Source organism: Enterobacter sp. KBR-315C3_2022 (assembly GCF_041399425.1).
Lineage (GTDB): Bacteria > Pseudomonadota > Gammaproteobacteria > Enterobacterales > Enterobacteriaceae > Enterobacter.
Map to the genome: position 1 here is coordinate 15190 of NZ_JBGKEB010000005.1, position 19313 is coordinate 34502.

The window sequence follows — 19313 nt, forward strand, 5'->3', positions numbered from 1 at the left end:
TTCAGGCTAACCGCTGCTCGCATATAACGTCCTGATCTTCAACCTTTAATAACAAAACTCGCGGTCACCTCACAGTTTGGCACTTTGGTTATTTGCTTTTAAAATCCATAATTATTTATTGATTTTCCTTAAGTCAAAAATAGTTAATGGCCTATTCTGCATAGCCATTCCACGCGGAACGATTAATCACTACAAATCAAAGAGTTAGTTATTTGTTTCAGGATATTACCATCTACAAAATAATAACAACCTCAAATAATGCCGACCAAACATGCTTAGGTATTCACCCGCAAATAATATTCAATTAATCATTATCTGATACGCATCATGCAAATGAAAACAAACCGTTTAATAACCGAACCGGCGTGAGCCGCATCACACTATTCATTATTTATACGCCTACTATAAATCTCGAAATCAATTGAGCTTAGCCGCCATGAAATAAATAAACGCCATGGCGCATGCCCTTTTTATTCTGAAAAAACGTTAAAGGAATAATTATGGAAAAGCATTACGTCGGTTCTGAAATTGGTCAATTGCGTAGCGTTATGCTGCACCGCCCTAATTTAAGCCTGAAGCGCTTAACGCCGTCTAACTGTCAGGAGCTGTTATTTGATGACGTCCTCTCGGTTGAACGCGCGGGTGAAGAGCATGACATCTTCGCAAACACGCTGCGCGAGCAGGGTGTGGAAGTCCTGCTGTTAACCGACCTTCTTACCCAAACGCTTGATATTGCAGAGGCAAAATCCTGGCTGCTGGATACGCAAATCTCCGACTATCGCCTCGGGCCCACCTTTGCAGGGGACGTCCGCGGCTGGCTGGCGGATATGCCGCACCGCGAGCTGGCGCGCCGGTTAAGCGGCGGATTAACCTACGGCGAAATTCCGGCATCGATTAAAAATATGGTGGTGGATACCCACACGGCGAATGATTTTATTATGAAGCCGCTGCCGAACCATTTATTTACCCGCGATACCTCGTGCTGGATTTATAACGGCGTCTCAATTAACCCGATGGCCAAAGCGGCGCGTCAGCGTGAAACCAATAACCTGCGCGCAATATACCGCTGGCACCCGGCGTTTGCCGACGGCGATTTTATTAAGTATTTCGGCGATGAAAATATTAATTACGACCACGCCACGCTGGAGGGCGGCGACGTATTAGTCATTGGCCGCGGCGCGGTATTAATCGGCATGTCCGAGCGCACCACCCCGCAGGGCGTGGAATTCCTCGCCAACAGCCTGTTCAAACACCGCCAGGCCGAGCGCGTGATCGCCGTTGAGCTACCGAAGCACCGCTCCTGCATGCACCTCGACACCGTGATGACCCACATCGACGTGGACACCTTCTCCGTCTACCCGGAAGTGGTGCGCAAAGACGCCCAGTGCTGGACGCTGACGCCGGACGGGCGCGGCGGCCTGGTGCGCACGCAGGAAACCGACCTGCTGCACGCCATCGAGAAAGCCCTCGGCATTAGCCAGGTGCGCCTGATCACCACCGGCGGGGACGCCTTCGAAGCCGAACGCGAGCAGTGGAACGATGCCAACAACGTGCTAACCCTCCGCCCCGGCGTGGTGATTGGCTACGAGCGCAACGTCTGGACCAACGAGAAATACGACAAGGCGGGCATCACCGTGCTGCCCATCCCGGGCGACGAGCTGGGACGCGGACGCGGCGGTGCGCGCTGCATGAGCTGCCCGCTGGAACGCGACGGAATTTAAAGGAGCCATCATGGAAAGAAAACCCACTCTGGTTGTCGCGCTCGGCGGTAACGCATTGCTGAAGCGCGGCGAGCCGCTGGAAGCGGACGTCCAGCGCCAGAACATCGAGCTGGCCGCCCGCACCATCGCCGGATTAACCGCGCAGTGGCGCGTGGTGCTGGTGCATGGCAACGGGCCGCAGGTCGGGCTGCTGGCGCTGCAAAACAGTGCTTACGACAAGGTTGCCCCCTACCCGCTCGACGTTCTCGGCGCCGAAAGCCAGGGAATGATCGGCTATATGCTCCAGCAGGCGCTGAAAAATGCCCTGCCGCAGCGCGAGGTGAGCGTCCTGCTTACCCAGGTGGAGGTGGACCCCGCCGATCCGGCCTTTAGCAACCCGACCAAGTACATCGGCCCGATCTACACCGACGCGCAGGCGAAGGCGCTGGCCGCGGAGAAAGGCTGGATCTTCAAGGCCGACGGCAGCGCCTTCCGCCGCGTGGTGCCCTCTCCGCAGCCGAAGCGGATCGTTGAGCGCGACGCCATCACGGCGCTGATCCAGCGCGACCATCTGGTGATCTGCAACGGCGGCGGCGGCGTGCCGGTGGTGGAAAACGCCAACGGCTACCGCGGCATTGAGGCGGTGATCGATAAAGACCTCTCCGCCGCGCTGCTGGCCCGCCAGATAGAGGCCGACGCCCTGCTGATCCTCACCGATGCCGACGCTGTGTACCTCGACTGGGGCAAGCCGACCCAGCTCCCGCTGGCGCAGGTCACGCCGGATCTGCTCAAAGAGATGCAGTTCGACGCCGGATCGATGGGGCCGAAAGTGGCCGCCTGCCGCGAGTTTGTTGAAGCCTGCAACGGCATTGCCGGGATCGGCGCGCTGGTCGACGGGGCAGAGATTCTGGCGGGCGAGAAAGGCACGTTGATTCGTAACTGAACACACATTTAAAAAGGATTTACCCATGACCATCAACCTGAAAAACCGCAACTTCCTGAAACTGCTGGACTACACCCCGGCGGAGATCCAGTACCTGATCGACCTCGCCATCGAGCTGAAAGCGGCCAAAAAAGCCGGACGCGAGAAACAAACGCTGGTCGGGAAAAACATCGCCCTGATCTTTGAAAAAACCTCCACCCGCACCCGCTGCGCCTTTGAAGTGGGGGCGTTTGACCAGGGCGCGCAGGTCACCTATCTCGGCCCGAGCGGCTCGCAGATCGGCCATAAGGAGTCGATGAAAGACACCGCCCGGGTGCTGGGCCGCATGTACGACGGTATCGAATATCGCGGCTACGGGCAGGCGATCGTTGAGGAGCTGGGCGAGTACGCGGGCGTGCCGGTGTGGAACGGCCTGACCGACGAATTCCACCCGACGCAGATCCTCGCAGACCTGATGACGATGCTGGAGCACGCGCCGGGCAAAACCCTGCCGGAGCTGAGCTTTGCCTACCTGGGCGACGCGCGTAACAACATGGGCAACTCGCTGATGGTCGGCGCGGCCAAGATGGGGATGGATATCCGCCTCGTGGCGCCGAAATCCTTCTGGCCGGAGGCGAGCCTGGTCGAGGAGTGCCGCGCCATCGCCAAAGAGACCGGCGCGCGCATCACCCTGACGGACGACGTCGGCGAGGGCGTGCGCGGCGCGGACTTCCTCTACACCGACGTGTGGGTCTCGATGGGCGAGCCGAAGGAAGCCTGGGCCGAGCGCGTCAGCCTGATGAAGCCGTACCAGATCAACGCCGACGTGATGAAGGCGACCGGCAATCCGAACGTCAAGTTCATGCACTGCCTGCCCGCGTTCCACAACGAGCACACCAAAGTGGGCCGCGAGATCGAGATGGCCTACGGCCTGAAGGGGCTGGAGGTCACGGAAGAGGTCTTCGAATCCCCCCACTCCATCGTCTTCGACGAAGCGGAAAACCGCATGCACACCATTAAGGCGGTCATGGTGGCGACACTCGGCGACTAATCACCGCCCGGCGCGCCGCGGGGTGCGCCGGGTTTAAGGAGCACATCATGGGCAAGTTCAAGTTTCCCTCCGCTTACACCATTCTCTTCTTTCTGATTGCCGTCGTGGCCGTGCTGACGTGGATTGTTCCTGCCGGGCAGTACCATATGGCGATGAATGAGGCGCTCGGTAAGGACGTGCCGGTTGCAGGCACTTACGCGCACGTTGCCGCGCATCCGCAGGGGATCGTGTCGGTGCTGATGGCCCCGATCGCCGGGCTGTACGATCCGGAATCCGGCCAGGCGGGCGCGATCGACGTCGCGCTGTTTATCCTGATCATCGGCGGCTTTCTCGGGATCGTCACCAAAACCGGCGCCATCGACGCCGGGATCGAGCGCGTCACGACCAAACTTCGGGGCCGCGAGGAGTGGATGATCCCGATCCTGATGGCGCTGTTTGCCGCGGGCGGGACGATTTACGGCATGGCCGAAGAGTCGCTGCCGTTTTACACCCTCCTCGTTCCGGTGATGCTCGCCGCGCGATTCGACCCGGTGGTGGCCGCCTCTACCGTGCTGCTCGGCGCGGGGATCGGCACGCTCGGCTCCACCATTAACCCGTTCGCCACGGTGCTCGCCGCCAACGCTGCGGGCATTCCGTTTACCAACGGCATTGCGCTTCGCGTGGCGCTGCTGGTGATTGGCTGGATCATCTGCGTGGCGTGGGTGATGCGCTACGCCCGCAGGGTACGCAACGATCCGTCGCTCTCCATCGTTGCGGATAAGCAGGAGGAGAATCTCGCGCACTTCCTCGGCAACAAGGGCGAGCAGTCGCTGGAATTTACCCCGGTGCGCAAAATCATTCTGGTGATATTCGCCCTCGCCTTCGCGGTGATGATCTACGGCGTAGCGGTGCTCGGGTGGTGGATGGCGGAGATCTCGGCGGTGTTTCTCGCCAGCGCCATTATCGTCGGCCTGATTGCCCGCATGAGCGAAGAGGAGCTGACCTCAACGTTTATCAACGGCGCGCGAGATTTGCTGGGCGTCGCGCTGATTATCGGCATCGCACGCGGTATCGTAGTGATCATGGATAAGGGCATGATTACCCACACCATTTTGCACAGCGCTGAAGGGCTGGTCAGCGGGTTATCCACGGTCGCGTTTATCAACGTCATGTACTGGCTGGAGGTGGTGCTGTCGTTTCTTGTGCCTTCATCGTCCGGCCTGGCGGTTCTGACGATGCCGATCATGGCGCCGCTTGCCGATTTCGCTAACGTCAATCGCGACCTGGTGGTCACGGCCTACCAGTCCGCCTCCGGCATCGTCAACCTGGTTACCCCCACCTCTGCCGTCGTCATGGGCGGGCTGGCTATTGCCCGCGTGCCCTACGTGCGCTATCTGAAATGGGTAGCGCCGCTGCTGGGGATCTTAACGGTGGTGATCATGGCGGCGTTAAGCCTCGGGGCGTTGTTGTAATTTGCCGGATGGCCTGCGCCTGTCCGGCCTACGGATCGGTGCAGTGCCGCCGGTTATTTCGGGAACTGATATGGGAAATATGATGGATTACGAGGAGTACTCTCCCAAAGAGCAACTGCAGCTGACGGTGTGCCAGCGCCTGATTGCAGAAAAAAGCTATCTCTCCCAGGAGGAGATCCGCCGCGACCTGCAGGAACATGGCTTCGAAACCATCAGCCAGTCCACCGTTTCGCGCCTGCTCAAGTTGCTCGGAGTCATAAAAATTAGAAATGCTAAAGGGCTAAAGATTTATTCGCTGAATCCGCTACTGCGCCCGGCCCCCGACGCCGCGCGCACCGTTTCCGAAATGGTGGTCAGCGTGGAGCACAATAGCGAATTTATCCTTATCCATACGGCAGCCGGATATGGCCGCGCGGTGGCGCGTATTCTGGATTATCACCAGTTACCGGAAATTTTAGGCGTGGTGGCCGGGAGCAGTATCGTCTGGGTGGCCCCGCGCGTGGTGAAGCGTACCGCGCTGGTGCATAAGCAAATTAATTATTTACTCAGAATGCATTAGTATTCACAAAGAACCGTTTGCATTGAGTAAAGCGTGCATTAAAACGCTTGATCCGAACATCGGGGTGCGTATAATGCCCGACAATTTGCCGGGAGGAAGCATGGTCAAGCGTGTACGACATAACGTCTTACCGCGTCTGAAAACAGACGCTGGCCTGCCGTTTTTCTTCCCGTTGCCAACCCTATTCCCAGAGCCCCTCATTTGAGGGGCTTTTTTTTGCCCGGCGTCAGGAGATAAACATGAATCCGCTTTATCAAAAACACATCATTTCCATAAACGACCTCAGCCGCGAAGAGCTGGAACTGGTTCTGGAAACCGCGGCAAAATTGAAAGCGAATCCGCAACCGGAGCTGCTGAAGCACAAGGTGATCGCGAGCTGCTTCTTCGAAGCCTCGACGCGCACCCGCCTCTCCTTTGAAACCTCCATGCACCGCCTGGGCGCCAGCGTGGTGGGCTTCTCGGACAGCAGCAACACCTCGCTGGGTAAAAAAGGCGAAACGCTGGCGGATACGATTTCGGTGATTAGCACCTACGTTGACGCGATCGTCATGCGCCACCCGCAGGAGGGCGCCGCGCGCCTGGCGACCGAGTTTTCCGGCGGCATTCCGGTGCTGAACGCGGGGGACGGCGCGAACCAGCACCCAACCCAAACCCTGCTGGATCTCTTCACCATTCAGGAAACCCAGGGCACGCTGGAAAACCTGAACATCGCCATGGTCGGCGACCTGAAGTACGGCCGCACCGTCCACTCCCTGACCCAGGCGCTGGCGAAGTTTAACGGCAACCGCTTCTTCTTCATCGCCCCGGACGCGCTGGCGATGCCGCAGTACATCCTCGACATGCTGGATGAGAAAGGCATTCAGTGGAGCCTGCATTCCAGCATCGAAGAGGTGGTGGCCAGCGTGGATATTCTGTACATGACTCGCGTGCAGAAGGAGCGCCTCGACCCGTCCGAATACGCCAACGTGAAGGCGCAGTTCGTGCTGCGCGCCAGCGACCTTGAGGGCGCGCGCAGCAACATGAAGGTGCTGCACCCGCTGCCGCGCATCGATGAGATCGCCACGGACGTGGATAAAACGCCGCACGCCTGGTACTTCCAGCAGGCCGGAAACGGCATCTTCGCCCGCCAGGCGCTGCTGGCGCTGGTTCTGAATCGCGACTTAGCTCTGTAAGGGGAAACGACAATGACACACGATAACAAACTCCAGGTTGAAGCCATCAAGCGCGGCACCGTGATTGACCACATCCCCGCGCAGGTGGGCTTTAAGCTGCTGACGCTGTTCAAGCTGACCGAAACCGACCAGCGCATCACCATCGGCCTGAACCTGCCGTCCGGTGAAATGGGCCGCAAGGACCTGATCAAAATTGAGAATACCTTCCTGACCGACGAGCAGGTCAACCAGCTGGCGCTGTACGCGCCGGACGCCACCGTCAACCGCATCGACGATTACGACGTGGTGGGTAAATCCCGCCCGAGCCTGCCGGATCGCATCGACAGCGTGCTGGTCTGCCCGAACAGCAACTGCATCAGCCACGCCGAGCCGGTTTCCTCCAGTTTTGCAGTGAAAAAGCGCGCCGAAGACATCGCGCTCAAATGCAAATACTGCGAAAAAGAGTTTTCTCATTATGTGGTGCTGGCCAACTAATTGAGGTTGGTAATGAAAACCCGGCTGTTATAATGGCCGGGAACATTCTTAACGCTGTCATTCTGGAGAAATCATGACCAAAGTACTCGCGACGGAAAATGCACCTGCGGCTATCGGCCCCTACGTTCAGGGCGTCGATCTGGGCAGCATGATCATCACTTCGGGCCAGATCCCGGTGAACCCAAAAACCGGCGAAGTGCCTGCCGACGTGGCGGCGCAGGCGCGTCAGTCGCTGGAAAACGTGCAGGCGATCGTCGAATCCGCGGGCCTGAAAGTGGGCGATATCGTGAAAACCACCGTGTTCGTGAAGGATCTGAACGATTTCGCGACCGTTAACGCCACCTACGAAGCCTTCTTCACCGAGCACAACGCCACCTTCCCGGCGCGCTCCTGCGTGGAAGTGGCGCGTCTGCCAAAAGACGTCAAAATTGAAATTGAGGCCATTGCCGTACGTCGTTAATGGCATTCAATAAATAAAGGCGGCTTCGGCTGCCTTTTTTTATTTTGGCTATTTTTACCTTCGCAATTCGATGACCTGCCGACGGAAGGATTTATACACTCGCACATTGTTATAAATTCCCCTTTCGGACAAAAAATGAAAATCTCCAAAATTGCATTGGCTGTAGCAACTTTAACCGTCGCCTCTTCTGCGCTTGCGCACGGCTATATTGAATCTCCGGCCAGTCGCGCCTATATGTGTAAGCAGGGACAAAACGTTGACTGCGGTCTGGTCTCCTATGAACCGCAGAGCGTGGAACGCGCCTCCGGATTCCCTTCAGGAAGCCTGCCGCCGGATGGCGAACTCGCCAGCGCCGGGATTGCCAACTACTCCCAGCTGGATAAGCAAAGCCAGAACGCCTGGACCAAAACGCCGATGACGGCCGGGGTACATCAGTTCGTCTGGCACCATACTGCACCGCACAAAACCACCAACTGGCGTTATTACATCACCAAGCAGGACTGGAACCCGAATAAGCCGCTGACCCGCGATCAGTTCGAACTGACGCCGTTCTGCAGCATTAACGGCAACGGCCAGGCACCCCAGATGACGCAGTCAATGAACTGCAACGTGCCGCAGCGCACCGGCTATCAGGTGATTTACGGCGTGTGGGAAATTGCCGATACCGCCAACAGCTTCTATCAGGCCATCGACGTTGATTTCGGCAACGGCGGCAACGTCACGCCGGACGAAACGCCAGCGGCCGTCTCCGTGTGGAGCAAAGCGCTGAGCGGCCAGGTTGCGGGTAACAACCTCAACGCGGGCGATAAGGTCATCGCACGCTTCTTCGACGCCAACGGCGAAATCGCCTCCATGGCGACCGAGCTGACCATCACCTCGGCTCAGCAGGGTGATGCCAACCAGTGGGCTTACGATCTGGCGCAAAAAATTAACAGCGCGCACAGCGACGTTCGCGTCGGCGTAAAAGATGAAAACGGCGACGTTAACCCGGTCCACGGCGCAAACAGCGTCTTCGTTAAAGACGGCAGCGCGCTGAAATCCGTGGCGATCTCTTATGAAGAGCAGAAGGCGGTGGTCAATGAATCCATCTCCGTCACCGACCTGCACTACAGCAAAATCGCTAACGGTGCCGCGACGGTGACGTTCCACGTCAACACGCAGGGTGATGTGAACTTTGAAGCGCACGTGCTGAACCATCCGGGCGCGGAAAAAGGCTATCTGAAGCAGGACATGAACAACAGCAATCAGGATGTGACCATGACCCTGACCAACGTTGAGGCCGGGCACCACATGCTGAAATACTTCGCCACGAACAAAGACGGCACCCTGTTCGCGCAGGATGTGCTGGATATGATGCTTGAAGGCGAAGCCGCGGCCGGTAACACCGGGAACGCTGATTTTACCTTCCCGGATAATATCTCTTCCTACAAGGCCGGCACCGTTGTGCTACAGCCAAAAGACGGCAAGACCTATGAGTGTAAGCCTTTCCCGTACAGCGGCTACTGCAAACAGTACAGCACCACGTCAACCCAGTTTGAACCTGGCGTAGGTTCCCACTGGAGCGAAGCGTGGACCGTAAAAAATTAATTTTACGTGAATGAAAATAAAAGCGGCTTCGGCCGCTTTTATTTTTTGGGGAGTAACGGAATTTATTTTGGATATTTTTACCCGCCGGACGGCATGAAATTTTTGCCGTCATAAATATACTGAAGGTGCGCTAAAAATATGTATTTTTTTAATGGACTAATTATGAAACTTTCCAAAATTGCTCTGTCTATTGCAACGTTAATTACGGCTTCCTCCGCTTTTGCACACGGTTATATTGAATCTCCTGCCAGCCGCGCCTACATGTGCAAGCTGGGGCAAAATATCGACTGCGGCTCCGTTCAGTATGAACCGCAAAGCGTGGAAAAAAGCTCCGGCTTCCCAACCGGCAGCATGCCGCCGGACGGCCAGCTCGCCAGCGCGGGCATTTCGCAGTATTCCCAGCTGGATAAGCAAAGCCTGAACGCGTGGACCAAAACGCCGATGACGGCCGGTCAACATGAGTTTGTCTGGTATCACACGGCGCCGCACCGAACCACCAACTGGCGTTACTACATCACCAAGCAGAACTGGGATCCGAACCAGCCGCTGACCCGCGCGCAGTTTGAGTCCACGCCGTTCTGCACCATCAACGGCAACGGTCAGGTTCCGGCAAACCGCCAGTCAATGAAGTGTAATGTTCCGGAACGTACCGGCTACCAGGTGATCTACGGCGTATGGGAAATTGCCGATACCTCAAACAGCTTCTATCAGGCCATCGACGTTGATTTCGGCAACGGCGGCAACGTCACCCCGGACGAAACCCCAGCGGCGGTCTCCGAATGGAGCAAAACGCTGAGCGGCAACATCGCGGGTAACAACCTCAATGCCGGCGATAAGGTGATTGCGCGCTTCTTCGATGCCCACGGTGAAGTGGTGTCCATGCGCACCGAAATGACCATCGGCTCTGCTGAACAAGGCGACGCGAACCAGTGGTCTTACGAGCTGGCGCAGAAAATTAACGCCGCGCAGCACGACGTGCGCGTGGGCGTGAAGGACGAAAGCGGCAACGTTAACCCGATTCACGGCGCAAACAGCGTCTTCGTTAAAGACGGCAGCACGCTGACGTCCGTGGCGATCTCGTATGAAGAGCAAAAAGCCGAGGTAGACGAAAGCATCAACGTGACCAATTTGCAGTACAGCAAAATTGAGCATGGCAATGCGACCGTCACCTTCCACGTCAGCACGCACGGCGACGTGAATCTGGAAGCGCGGGTGATGAACCACCAGGGCGCAGAGAAAGGCTACCTGAAGCAGGACATGAATAACGCCAACCGGGACGTGACCCTGACCCTGACGAACGTTGAAGCCGGCCACCATATGCTGAAATATTACGCGACCAACAAGGACGGCACGATGTTCGCCCAGGACGTGCTGAACCTGATGCTGGAAGACGACGCGGCGACCGGCGATACCGGCCATCACGACTTTACCTTCCCACAGAATATCGCGTCCTACAAAGCGGGCACCGTGGTGCTGCAGCCAAAAGACGGGAAGACCTACGAATGTAAGCCTTTCCCGTACAGCGGCTACTGCGTGCAGTGGAGCCAGTATGCGACCCAGTTCGAGCCGGGCGTCGGCACGCACTGGAAAGAGGCGTGGGTTCTGAAGAACTGAGTGGAAAAACCGTACCCCTCACCCTAACCCTCTCCCCATAGGGGAGAGGGAACCGATCGAGCCCCTCGCCCCTATGGGGAGAGGGGTTGGGGTGAGGGGGTATTCTACTGATTCCGCGTCGCGCGCAGCAGCGTCTCGAGCGGATTGACCGCCGCGATCACCACCTCATCCTGAATCTGCGCCGCGTTATCCAGCTCCTTCTGGATTGAGGCAATCTCCTTATCGTCCAGCGTCCCCTGACGCGCCACCAGGTCCGTTAGCCGCAGGCCAATCGACGCCAGCTTATCCACCTCCTGAATCACCGGCTTAACGGCCTTCAGCTGATAGCTGTTTTCGCTGAGCGCCAGCGCGTCGCTGGTGTTGTTTTGCCAGCGGTTGAAAACGTGGCGCAGCGCGTCGGCGCTTTCGGCATCCTCCGCGTCGCTGACCAGGCGGTCGGCCCATTTCTGCATCTGCCGCACGGTGTTGCTCTCTGCGCTCAGCGCGTCGGCAAAGCGGTTTAGCGGCTCAAACTGATGATAATTTCCGGCCTGGAACTTCAGGTGCTGGCGGGTGTAATACTGCGCGGGTTCGACCGCCTGGGCGAGGATTTGCAGCGGGAGCGTATCGCCATTGTTCGCGAGGCGCGTGAAGTACGCCTGCTGCTGGCTATGCTGCTGGAGGCCCACCGACACCGTGGTCCACGCGTCCATCGCCTGCAGGCGGGTGTACATGTTGTCGACGTCGTTGACGTCCTTCGCGGACCACAGGCGCTCCGCCACCGCAAAGGCGCGCGGCCACAGCCTGATATCCAGCACCGGCGCGACCACGTTTTCCGCCCACAGTGCCGCTTCGCCTCCCAGCAGGTTGGCCTCGTTCGCCGGATCGGGCACGACCGGCGCAACGCCTTTCGGCACGTCCTGCAGCCGCGCGCCGGTGACCGGATAGCGGGCGTTGCCCACCAGGAAATAGCCGCTCAGCCTGTCGTCGGTCACGGTCACGACCGGACGCGTTTCGCCCATCCAGGTGTCAACCGTGAAGGTGACCTGATTATCGTCGCGCCACTGAATGTTCTCCACCGCGCGGCGGGACTTGCCGTTAAAGTCGATAAACCCGCGCCAGCCGGAGTCCCCCTTCACCAGCGTGAAGCTGCCGTCCACCGGCTTGCCCTTCAGGCGCGGCATGGAGAAGGTCCAGCTCTGCGCGCTGTCGGTATCGGCAATCGTATCGATGCCGTTCAGCCCCGCAGGTACGATCTCGTTGCGATAGTGATAGGCCGTGGACTGCGGCTGGTCGAGGTAAAACCCGGTGGACAGAATGCCCCTGTAGCCGTGCTGCGCCACCTGGCCCAGCGCGTCCTGCCCCTGCCAGGACTGGATCACAATACTTTTTGGCAGGTCGGGATGGTAGATCTCGTCCCAGCCGACCATCTGTCGGTGGTGCTTTTCGAGGATCGTCTCCAGCCTGCGGTTGAAATACGCCTGCAGCGCGTGGCTGTCCGCCAGCGTATTGTCGCGCATAAACTGCTGAATCGCCTTGTTCTCTTTCCACTGGGTGTCGTCAACCTCATCCCCGCCGATGTGCAGATACGGATCGGGGAAGATCGCCGCCAGTTCGCTGACCATCGCCTCGGCGAAGGCGTAGGTCGCCGCTTTTGTCGGATCGAGCACCGGCTTCAGCACGCCCCAGTGGCGCTCCATTTCATACGGCCCCGGCGCGCTCATCAGCTCCGGGTAGGCAACGGCAACGGCGGACGCGTGGCCCGGCATGTCGATTTCCGGCACCACGCGGATCCCGCGCGCGGTGGCGTAGCGCACGATCTCGCGCATCTGCTCCGGGGTGTAAAACAGCCCGTAGCTGGCAAGCTGGGTCAGCTTCGGATAGCGCGCCGAGGCGAAGCGCCAGCCCTGATCGTCCGTCAGGTGCCAGTGCAGCACGTTGAGCTTGGCCGCCGCCATGCCGTCGATCTGGCGCTTGATGTCCACCAGCGGGATGAAGTGGCGCGCCGAGTCCAGCAGCAGGCCCCGCCACGGGAAGCGCGGCGAATCCTTGATGGTAACCCACGGCAGCGAGGTGTTTTCCGCGCCGTTCTGCACCAGCTGGAGCAGCGTTTCCATGGCGCGCAGCGCGCCAAAGCGGGTGTTGGCGGAGATGTTCACGCCGTTCGCGTCGACGGTGAGCGTATAGCTTTCGTCGCTGTCCGGCAGCGGCTGCGGCTTCACCTTTTTCGCAATCGCGATGCGGACGGTCGGTTTTTCCGGCTTATCGGCCTGAGGCCTGAGCGTCCAGCCGGTTTGCAGGGCGAAGCGCTGGCGCAGACGGCTGACCGCGTCGCCGAGGTCATCTCCACTCACGCTGACGGAAATATCGTTGCTGAGCACCAGCGCGCCCTGGGTCGTCGGGCGTTCGACCTGCGCGGGCCAGGGCATTAAGGGGAGGTCGCCTGCCGGGGCGGCAAGCGCGGAAGCGCCGAGCATCAGCCCGGCGGTTAAGAGACTGTACCGTAACATGAATGTTCCTTATCTGACGGGCCAAATAAAGGCAAAACATTCTGTTAACATGCGTACAAATTGTCGTCAAGCAAATGGCATGACGGGGATCACAGGTTGTTGAATTTGAGAGGAAACGTATCCCCTCACCCCGGCCCTCTCCCCAAAGGGGCGAGGGAGAAATCGTTCCCTCTCCCTTCCAGGGAGAGGGTTAGGGTGAGGGTGTGGTTTTACTGCCAGCCGTACCGACGCGCATAGAACCCTTTCACCATCTGCGTCAGCACCATATAGCCCGCGAGGATCGCCACCAGCCACGGGAAGTAGCTCAGCGGCAGCGCCTGCAGCTGCAGGTAGCTGGCCAGCGGCGAGAACGGCAGCGCGATGCCGAGCGCCATCACGATGCCGGTCATGATAATCAGCGGCCACGCGGCGCGGCTCTGGATAAACGGAATGCGGCGCGTGCGGATCATATGCACAATCAGCGTCTGCGACAGCAGCCCCACCACGAACCAGCCGGACTGGAACAGGGTCTGATGCTCCGGCGTGTTGGCGTGGAACACGAACCACATCAGGCAGAAGGTCAGAATGTCGAAGATGGAGCTGATCGGGCCGAAGAACAGCATAAAGCGGCCAAGATCGGACGGATTCCAGCGCTGCGGCTTCTGGATCTGCTCGTCGTCCACGTTATCAAACGGGATAGCCACCTGCGACACATCGTACATCAGGTTCTGAATCAGCAGGTGCAGCGGCAGCATCGGCAGGAACGGCAGGAACGCGCTCGCCACCAGCACGCTGAACACGTTGCCGAAGTTGGAGCTGGCGGTCATTTTGATGTACTTGAGCATGTTGGCGAAGGTACGGCGCCCTTCGATGACGCCCTCTTCCAGCACCATCAGGCTCTTTTCCAGCAGGATGATGTCCGCCGCCTCGCGGGCAATATCCACCGCGCCGTCCACGGAGATACCAATATCCGCGGCGCGCAGCGCGGGCGCATCGTTAATGCCGTCGCCCATAAAGCCCACCACGTGCCCCTCGCGACGCAGCAGCATCACGATTCGTTCTTTATGCATCGGCGTCAGGCGGGCAAACAGCGTGGTGCGCTGCGCAAGCGCGGCCAGCTCGTCGTCGGAGAGCGGCTCGATCTCGCTGCCCACGACGACGACGCCCGCGTCCAGCCCGACTTCGTGACACACCTTGGCGGCCACCAGCTCGCTGTCGCCGGTGAGAATTTTCACCGTGATGCCGCTGGCTTTAAGCGCCTTCAGCGCCGGCGCGGTGGTCTCCTTCGGCGGATCGAGGAAAGCGATATAACCTTCGAGGATCAGATCGGATTCGTCGATACGCTGATAGTCCCCCTCGCGGGCGGGCAGGAATTTGGTGGCAACCGCCACCACGCGCAGCCCCTGACGGTTCAGGTTATCGGTGACGCGCTTGATGCGGCGCAGCATGGCGTCGTTCAGCGGCACGATCTCGCCGTTGTGGCGCACCTGGGTGCAAACGTTAAGGATCTCCTGCAGCGCCCCTTTGCAGATCAGCTGGTGAATCTCCGGCTCCTCGCTCACCACCACGGACATGCGGCGGCGCTCGAAGTCGAACGGGATTTCGTCCACCTTCTGCCAGCGCCCTGACAGGGTGCGCACCGCCTCTTCGTCCACCCCTTCCAGCACCGCCACGTCGAGCAGGTTTTTCAGCCCGGTCTGGTAGTGGCTGTTGAGCCAGGCGCTGTAAAGCACGCGATCGCTTGGCTTGCCGGAGATGTCGGTATGGTGCTCAAGCACGATTTTATCCTGCGTCAGCGTGCCGGTTTTATCGGTGCAGAGAATATCCATCGCGCCAAAGTTCTGGATAGCGTCCAGATGCTTCACGATCACCTTCTGCTTAGAGAGCTTCACCGCCCCGCGCGCCAGCGTTGAGGTCACGATCATCGGCAGCATTTCCGGCGTCAGGCCGACCGCCACGGAGAGCGCGAACAGCGCCGCTTCCCACCAGTCGCCTTTGGTGTAGCCGTTGATCAGCAGCACGATTGGCGTCATTACCATCATAAAGCGGATCAGCAGCATGCTGACGCGGCCAATGCCCTTCTGGAAGGCATTGGGCTCGCTCTCCTGCTCCGTAACGCGTCCGGCCAGCTGGCCGAACCAGGTATTGCCGCCCGTGGCCGTCACAATCGCCTGCGCCGTGCCGCTGACCACCGTGGTGCCCATAAAGCAGAGGGTGTCGCACTCGAGCGGGTTCACCTGATCGGGCTCGCGGGAACGCGCCACCTTCTCAACCGGCAGCGATTCGCCGGTCAGGGACGCCTGCGCCACGAACAGATCGCGGGCCTGGATAATGCGCAGGTCCGCCGGGATCATATCCCCCGCGGCGAGCTTCACCAGATCGCCCGGCACCAGCTGGTCGATCGGCAGCTCAACCCAGGCGTTTTCGCCGAGATCGTTAATCACGCGCGACACGGTGGCTGTATTGCTGACCATCGCCTTCAGGGCGTCCGCCGCTTTGGTCGAGCGCGCTTCCTGAATAAAGTTGAGCAGCGTAGAGATGCCCACCATCAGCGCTATCACCCCTGCGGCGAACAGATCTTCGGTGGCGTACGAGATAATGCCGAGCACCGTCAGCAGCAGGTTGAACGGGTTGCGGTAGCAGAGCCACAGGTGCACCCACCACGGCGCCGGCTTTTGCGCCGGGATCTGGTTATCGCCGTGCACGGCGCGGATTTTTTCGACCTCGGCGGCGTTCAGCCCTTCAGGATGGCCGCCAAACGCGCGCCAGACTTCGTTTTCGTCCATCGCCGCCACGTTCAGGCAGCGCGCGGTCAGGCCGGCGGGAATATCCGCCCCTGCAATGGTGTTGGCGTTTGGCAGCGGATCGCGCGCGATCAGACGGCGCGGCAGATGGCGGCTCAGCTGGTCGAGCAGCTGCCGGGTAATATTTTTCAGCATAGTCATTCCCCCGCATCCGCAACGGCGGACGCAGATTTTCCATCAGGCACAAAAACGCCGTACCTGACAGGCACTTTAATTTTTAAAGCAGGAACGTTAGATACGTCGCTGCCTCACAGCACCGGTGAGACAGCGAGAAGGCTGGCTTACCGGAAAGAACGTTCTCTCCCGTTCAGGAGAGGTGCGGGATCGGGATCCATGAAGCCTCCGGTAAGATAAAGTTGGATGTCGGCGCGCAGTATACGGATTTAAGCATACCGTTTGTGACGATTCGGGCGGTATTATAACGCCGGGTAAATAAACCAAACGTAAACCAGACTTTGCCCATAGCAAAATCGCGCTATAGCATTAGGCTCAATTGACCACTTTGTCGTTGTTACAGGGAATACAGCATGCAGAACCGCCTTACGATTAAAGACATCGCGCGTTTAAGCGGCGTGGGTAAATCCACCGTTTCGCGCGTGCTGAACAACGAAAGCGGTGTCAGCGAACGCACGCGCGAGCGCGTCGAGGCGGTGATGAACCAGCACGGCTTTTCCCCTTCCCGCTCCGCGCGCGCCATGCGCGGCCAGAGCGACAAAGTGGTGGCGATTATCGTCTCGCGCCTGGATTCCCTGTCTGAAAACCTTGCCGTACAGACCATGCTGCCCGCCTTTTACGAGCAGGGCTACGACCCGATCATGATGGAGAGCCAGTTCTCGCCGCAGATGGTAGAAGAGCATCTCGGTATGCTCCAGCGCCGCAACATCGACGGCGTGGTGCTGTTTGGTTTTACCGGCATCAAGGACGAGATGCTCAAGCCCTGGCAGCCGTCGCTGGTGCTGCTGGCGCGTGACGCCAGCGGGTTTGCTTCGGTGTGCTACGACGACGAAGGGGCGATAATCACCCTGATGCAGCGCCTGTTCGACGACGGGCATCGCCATATCAGCTACCTGGGCGTGCCGCATTCCGACGTCACCACCGGCAAGCGCCGCCATGAGGCGTATCTTTCATTCTGCAAGCAGCATAATCTTCCCGCCGTGGCCTCCCTGCCGGGGCTGGGCATGAAGCAGGGCTACGAGCAGGTCGCCAGCGTGCTGACGCCGCAGACCACCGCGCTGGTCTGCGCCACGGACACCCTGGCGCTGGGGGCGAGCAAGTATCTCCAGGAGCAGCGCGTCAGCGAGCTCCAGCTGGCAAGCGTCGGCAGCACGCCGCTGATGACGTTCCTGCACCCTGAAATTATCACCGTCGATCCCGGCTACGCCGAGTCCGGCAGGCAGGCCGCCGCGCAGCTGATCGAGCAGATAAACGGACGCGCCGAACCGCGCCAGATCGTCGTTCCCTCCCACCTCGCGTAAACGCCGAAAAGCGAATTAGTGTGATCCTCGCCCGATTTCGGGAACGTTCCCATTTCCGCCGTCACGCTTAACGCGTAGGCTTGCGCTCAGGTCATTACATCCTTCCCCATCTGTCATGAGGTTTCATGATGAGTAAAGTTAACCAGGCCGATATCGATCGGCTGATTGTCCTGGTGGGCGGGCGCGAGAACATCGCGACCGTCAGCCACTGCATTACCCGCCTGCGCTTTGTGTTAAACGATCCGACCAAAGCCGATCCGAAGGCCATTGAAGAACTGAAGATGGTCAAAGGCTGCTTCACCAACGCCGGGCAGTTCCAGGTGGTGATTGGTACCGAAGTGGGCGATTACTATCAGGCTCTGCTGGCGACAACCGGGCATTCGTCTGCAGATAAGGAGCAGGCGAAGAAAGCGGCGCGCCAGAATATGAAGTGGCACGAGCAGCTGATTTCCCACTTCGCGGAAATCTTCTTCCCGCTGCTGCCTGCGCTTATCAGCGGAGGCCTGATCCTGGGCTTCCGCAACGTTATCGGCGACGTGCCGATGAGCGACGGCAAAACGCTGGCGCAGATGTATCCCGCCCTGCAAAGCATCTACGACTTCCTGTGGCTGATTGGCGAAGCGATCTTCTTCTATCTGCCGGTGGGCATCTGCTGGTCGGCGGTGCGCAAGATGGGCGGCACGCCGATCCTCGGCATCGTGCTGGGCGTCACGCTGGTCTCTCCGCAGTTAATGAACGCTTACTTACTTGGTCAGCAGGTGCCGGACGTGTGGAACTTCGGCCTGTTTACCATCGCCAAGGTGGGCTATCAGGCGCAGGTGATCCCGGCGCTGCTGGCCGGCCTGACGCTCGGCTTTATTGAAACGCGCCTGAAGCGCATCGTGCCGGACTATCTCTATCTGGTGGTCGTCCCGGTCTGCTCGCTGATTCTGGCGGTGTTCCTGGCCCACGCGTTTATCGGTCCGTTTGGCCGCATGATTGGCGACGGCGTGGCCTTCGCGGTGCGTCATCTGATGACCGGCAGCTTCGCGCCGATTGGTGCCGCGCTGTTCGGCTTCCTGTACGCCCCGCTGGTTATTACCGGCGTACACCAGACGACGCTGGCGATTGATATGCAGATGATTCAGAGCCTCGGCGGCACGCCGGTGTGGCCTGTCATCGCGCTGTCTAACATTGCGCAGGCCTCGGCGGTGACCGGCATTATTCTGGTCAGCCGCAAGCACAACGAGCGTGAGATCTCCGTTCCGGCGGCGATCTCCGCCTACCTCGGCGTGACCGAACCGGCGATGTACGGCATCAACCTGAAATACCGCTTCCCGATGCTCTGCGCGATGATCGGCTCCGGGCTGGCGGGCCTGCTCTGCGGCCTGAACGGCGTGATGGCAAACGGGATTGGCGTCGGCGGCCTGCCGGGCATTCTCTCCATCCAGCCGACCTTCTGGCAGGTGTTTGCGCTGGCGATGGCGGTGGCGATTATCGTCCCGATGGCGCTCACCACCGTGATTTACCAGCGTAAGTTCCGTCAGGGCACGCTGCAGATTGTTTAACTTTCTCTTTCGGGGCGCAGTTGCGCCCC

15 protein-coding genes are annotated in these 19313 nt (G+C 59.3%); 13 read left to right on the plus strand and 2 right to left on the minus strand.

The window, feature by feature from the left end; all coding sequences use genetic code 11:
- Window positions 1-500: 500 nt before the first annotated feature.
- The 11 genes from arcA (at window position 501) to gbpA (AB8804_RS07215) (ending at window position 10990) form a co-directional block, all read left to right on the plus strand.
- Window positions 501-1721, plus strand: a complete 1221-nt coding sequence (arcA, locus tag AB8804_RS07165; protein ID WP_371184656.1) for an arginine deiminase — start codon at window positions 501-503, stop codon at window positions 1719-1721.
- A 10-nt stretch (window positions 1722-1731) separates the two neighbouring features.
- Window positions 1732-2643: a carbamate kinase gene (gene arcC / locus AB8804_RS07170; RefSeq protein WP_371184658.1), complete on the plus strand. Its 912-nt coding sequence runs from the start codon at window positions 1732-1734 to the stop codon at window positions 2641-2643.
- A 25-nt stretch (window positions 2644-2668) separates the two neighbouring features.
- A complete protein-coding gene (gene argF, locus AB8804_RS07175; protein ID WP_371184660.1) occupies window positions 2669-3673 on the plus strand; it encodes an ornithine carbamoyltransferase in 1005 nt (334 codons plus the stop codon).
- A gap of 47 nt (window positions 3674-3720) precedes the next feature.
- The gene (locus AB8804_RS07180; RefSeq protein WP_371184662.1) at window positions 3721-5124 is read left to right on the plus strand and encodes a YfcC family protein; all 1404 of its coding nucleotides are present in this window, start codon (window positions 3721-3723) and stop codon (window positions 5122-5124) included.
- Window positions 5125-5203: 79 nt separating this feature from the next.
- The gene (locus AB8804_RS07185) at window positions 5204-5683 is read left to right on the plus strand and encodes an arginine repressor (protein ID WP_371184947.1); all 480 of its coding nucleotides are present in this window, start codon (window positions 5204-5206) and stop codon (window positions 5681-5683) included.
- A gap of 100 nt (window positions 5684-5783) precedes the next feature.
- Window positions 5784-5888, plus strand: a complete 105-nt coding sequence (locus AB8804_RS07190; RefSeq protein WP_181573274.1) for a pyrBI operon leader peptide — start codon at window positions 5784-5786, stop codon at window positions 5886-5888.
- A 34-nt stretch (window positions 5889-5922) separates the two neighbouring features.
- Window positions 5923-6855 (plus strand): aspartate carbamoyltransferase, encoded by a 933-nt coding sequence (gene pyrB / locus AB8804_RS07195; RefSeq protein ID WP_371184664.1) that lies wholly within the window; start codon window positions 5923-5925, stop codon window positions 6853-6855.
- A 12-nt stretch (window positions 6856-6867) separates the two neighbouring features.
- Window positions 6868-7329, plus strand: coding sequence for an aspartate carbamoyltransferase regulatory subunit (gene pyrI / locus AB8804_RS07200; protein ID WP_371184667.1), 462 nt, complete (start codon window positions 6868-6870; stop codon window positions 7327-7329).
- A gap of 73 nt (window positions 7330-7402) precedes the next feature.
- Complete coding sequence (gene ridA, locus AB8804_RS07205) at window positions 7403-7789, plus strand: 2-iminobutanoate/2-iminopropanoate deaminase (RefSeq protein WP_014882305.1); 387 nt, start codon at window positions 7403-7405, stop codon at window positions 7787-7789.
- A gap of 135 nt (window positions 7790-7924) precedes the next feature.
- Window positions 7925-9376: an N-acetylglucosamine-binding protein GbpA gene (gene gbpA / locus AB8804_RS07210; protein WP_371184670.1), complete on the plus strand. Its 1452-nt coding sequence runs from the start codon at window positions 7925-7927 to the stop codon at window positions 9374-9376.
- 162 nt (window positions 9377-9538) lie between these two features.
- Window positions 9539-10990 carry an N-acetylglucosamine-binding protein GbpA gene (gbpA, locus tag AB8804_RS07215; protein WP_371184672.1) on the plus strand — a complete coding sequence of 484 codons (1452 nt, stop codon included), beginning with the start codon at window positions 9539-9541 and terminating at the stop codon, window positions 10988-10990.
- A 104-nt stretch (window positions 10991-11094) separates the two neighbouring features.
- On the opposite strand, the gene AB8804_RS07220 is transcribed toward gbpA (AB8804_RS07215), so the two are convergent.
- Both AB8804_RS07220 and mgtA read right to left on the minus strand, forming a co-directional pair.
- Complete coding sequence (locus tag AB8804_RS07220; protein WP_371184675.1) at window positions 11095-13479, minus strand: beta-N-acetylhexosaminidase; 2385 nt, start codon at window positions 13477-13479, stop codon at window positions 11095-11097.
- A 209-nt stretch (window positions 13480-13688) separates the two neighbouring features.
- Complete coding sequence (gene mgtA / locus AB8804_RS07225) at window positions 13689-16397, minus strand: magnesium-translocating P-type ATPase (RefSeq protein WP_371184677.1); 2709 nt, start codon at window positions 16395-16397, stop codon at window positions 13689-13691.
- Between the two features lie 392 nt (window positions 16398-16789).
- Between mgtA and treR the strand changes: the two genes are divergently transcribed.
- A complete protein-coding gene (gene treR / locus AB8804_RS07230) occupies window positions 16790-17737 on the plus strand; it encodes a trehalose operon repressor TreR (RefSeq protein WP_371184679.1) in 948 nt (315 codons plus the stop codon).
- Window positions 17738-17865: 128 nt separating this feature from the next.
- Window positions 17866-19284 carry a PTS trehalose transporter subunit IIBC gene (gene treB / locus AB8804_RS07235; protein ID WP_371184948.1) on the plus strand — a complete coding sequence of 473 codons (1419 nt, stop codon included), beginning with the start codon at window positions 17866-17868 and terminating at the stop codon, window positions 19282-19284.
- The last annotated feature ends 29 nt before the right edge of the window (window positions 19285-19313 follow it).

Excerpts from the sequence above, each read along its gene's own strand:
- arcA (WP_371184656.1), top strand. The coding sequence starts at position 501 with ATGGAAAAGCATTACGTCGGTTCTGAAATTGGTCAATTGCGTAGCGTT.
- arcC (WP_371184658.1), top strand. The coding sequence starts at position 1,732 with ATGGAAAGAAAACCCACTCTGGTTGTCGCGCTCGGCGGTAACGCATTG.
- argF (WP_371184660.1), top strand. The coding sequence starts at position 2,669 with ATGACCATCAACCTGAAAAACCGCAACTTCCTGAAACTGCTGGACTAC.
- AB8804_RS07180 (WP_371184662.1), top strand. The coding sequence starts at position 3,721 with ATGGGCAAGTTCAAGTTTCCCTCCGCTTACACCATTCTCTTCTTTCTG.
- AB8804_RS07185 (WP_371184947.1), top strand. The coding sequence starts at position 5,204 with ATGATGGATTACGAGGAGTACTCTCCCAAAGAGCAACTGCAGCTGACG.
- AB8804_RS07190 (WP_181573274.1), top strand. The coding sequence starts at position 5,784 with ATGGTCAAGCGTGTACGACATAACGTCTTACCGCGTCTGAAAACAGAC.
- pyrB (WP_371184664.1), top strand. The coding sequence starts at position 5,923 with ATGAATCCGCTTTATCAAAAACACATCATTTCCATAAACGACCTCAGC.
- pyrI (WP_371184667.1), top strand. The coding sequence starts at position 6,868 with ATGACACACGATAACAAACTCCAGGTTGAAGCCATCAAGCGCGGCACC.
- ridA (WP_014882305.1), top strand. The coding sequence starts at position 7,403 with ATGACCAAAGTACTCGCGACGGAAAATGCACCTGCGGCTATCGGCCCC.
- gbpA (WP_371184670.1), top strand. The coding sequence starts at position 7,925 with ATGAAAATCTCCAAAATTGCATTGGCTGTAGCAACTTTAACCGTCGCC.
- gbpA (WP_371184672.1), top strand. The coding sequence starts at position 9,539 with ATGAAACTTTCCAAAATTGCTCTGTCTATTGCAACGTTAATTACGGCT.
- AB8804_RS07220 (WP_371184675.1), bottom strand. The coding sequence starts at position 13,479 with ATGTTACGGTACAGTCTCTTAACCGCCGGGCTGATGCTCGGCGCTTCC.
- mgtA (WP_371184677.1), bottom strand. The coding sequence starts at position 16,397 with ATGCTGAAAAATATTACCCGGCAGCTGCTCGACCAGCTGAGCCGCCAT.
- treR (WP_371184679.1), top strand. The coding sequence starts at position 16,790 with ATGCAGAACCGCCTTACGATTAAAGACATCGCGCGTTTAAGCGGCGTG.
- treB (WP_371184948.1), top strand. The coding sequence starts at position 17,866 with ATGAGTAAAGTTAACCAGGCCGATATCGATCGGCTGATTGTCCTGGTG.